We start from the raw sequence: 1369 nt of genomic DNA on the forward strand, positions 1-1369 counted from the left end.
GCCGAGTTGATCGACGCAATGTTCTGCCCTTCGATCTGGAGCAGGTTCTGGCGCTTGGCAGAAATGTCTTCTTTGATTCCTTGTACCGTCAGCAAGGCCGTGCCGATCAGGACGATCAACATCTCAAGAATGCTTCCCATATCGGCGCCCCGCGATTAGGTGCGAGTGGTCCACAGCGCCATCGACGCCATTGCGCCGTTGGACGCGCAGGCGGTCGCGACCGTCGCCGGGTTGTACGTCGTGGTCGGCGAGAAGATCGTCGTCCCGTTCACCGTCACCTGTGTGTAAACAGTGACCAATGCGGCCGCACTCAACGAACAAACCGTCGAGGTCACCGGATACGTGACAACCAACGAGTCGTTGGAGGTGACGAGCGTGCCAACGGCAGCCGTCACGGTGCCATTGAACATGCCCTTGACCGACGACTTGTCCGATGCGACGCGCGAACCCGCCGAGTCGAAGGCGTGATTCTGCGCAAGGACCGTGAGCGTCTCCGAGGAGAAATCGGCGTCGTTCTGCGTCGCGTTCAAGATGCCAGTGTGGAACATCTGCGCTTCGCTCTTGAACTGCGACGCATGAATCAGATCGAGCACGTACTTGCCGCCCGCGTACACAGCCAGCGCGAGCAACGCGGCACCCGCCATCACCGCCCCTGCTTCAATCATCGACAACTCGCCTGACTGCTTCTTCGCACGGGCGATCTTGAGGAGGCGCGCACGGCGCTCTTTGATCGGGTCGATCTGAACTGCTTGGTTGTTTTCGTTGGTCATTTTGCTTTTCCTTAATAGCTAGATGCGGCGGGATTCCCCGATGTGAGATTGACGGCACCCGTCACGACGTATGAGCCAATGCCAAGCGTCAGGAACAGTGCGGCGGCAAAACCGAGCAGCATGAAGTGCGTCATTCGGGCGTTGCGCTTGACTGCTTCAACGACGCGATCGAGTGACTTACGGCCAAGACTCTTGATAGCGGCTTCAAACTGGTCGCGGCCCGCAGCGTCGGTGATCGTGTCGACGATCGTCACCGAGAAAATCCCAGTGTCGAGCGCGCGCATTGGCTCGTCGGACCGGGCCGTCAAGCGTCGATCCATGATTTTCAGATGCCAGCGCAGCCACGGGTCAGCCGTCTTTAGGAGCCGGTCGAGCGCGGCGCGCAGCGTGAGATTGGAGTCGAAGAGGCCCGCGAGCGAGACGATAAGCAGTGCCGCGCGGAGGTCGCGGCGATTGCGCCAAAGCAGCGGCATGCGGTCGAACTTGTCTCGAAGAGGCCCAGACCAACGTTTCAGGCTCGAGAAGTAAGCGAGCACGAGGCCGATGATCGCCGTGAGCGTGAGCCACCAGTACTCGTAGCAGAACGTGTCGACGTGATA

1 protein-coding gene and 1 pseudogene are annotated in these 1369 nt (G+C 60.0%); both read right to left on the reverse strand.

The features are described from left to right. Window positions 1-155: 155 nt before the first annotated feature. Window positions 156-770, reverse strand: coding sequence for a type 4 pilus major pilin (locus AWB81_RS42970; RefSeq protein ID WP_087135623.1), 615 nt, complete (start codon window positions 768-770; stop codon window positions 156-158). An 11-nt stretch (window positions 771-781) separates the two neighbouring features. Beyond that, window positions 782-1369, reverse strand: a pseudogene (locus AWB81_RS42975) (type II secretion system protein); the annotation flags it as partial.

This window comes from Caballeronia arationis (assembly GCF_001544975.2).
Classification (GTDB): domain Bacteria; phylum Pseudomonadota; class Gammaproteobacteria; order Burkholderiales; family Burkholderiaceae; genus Caballeronia; species Caballeronia arationis.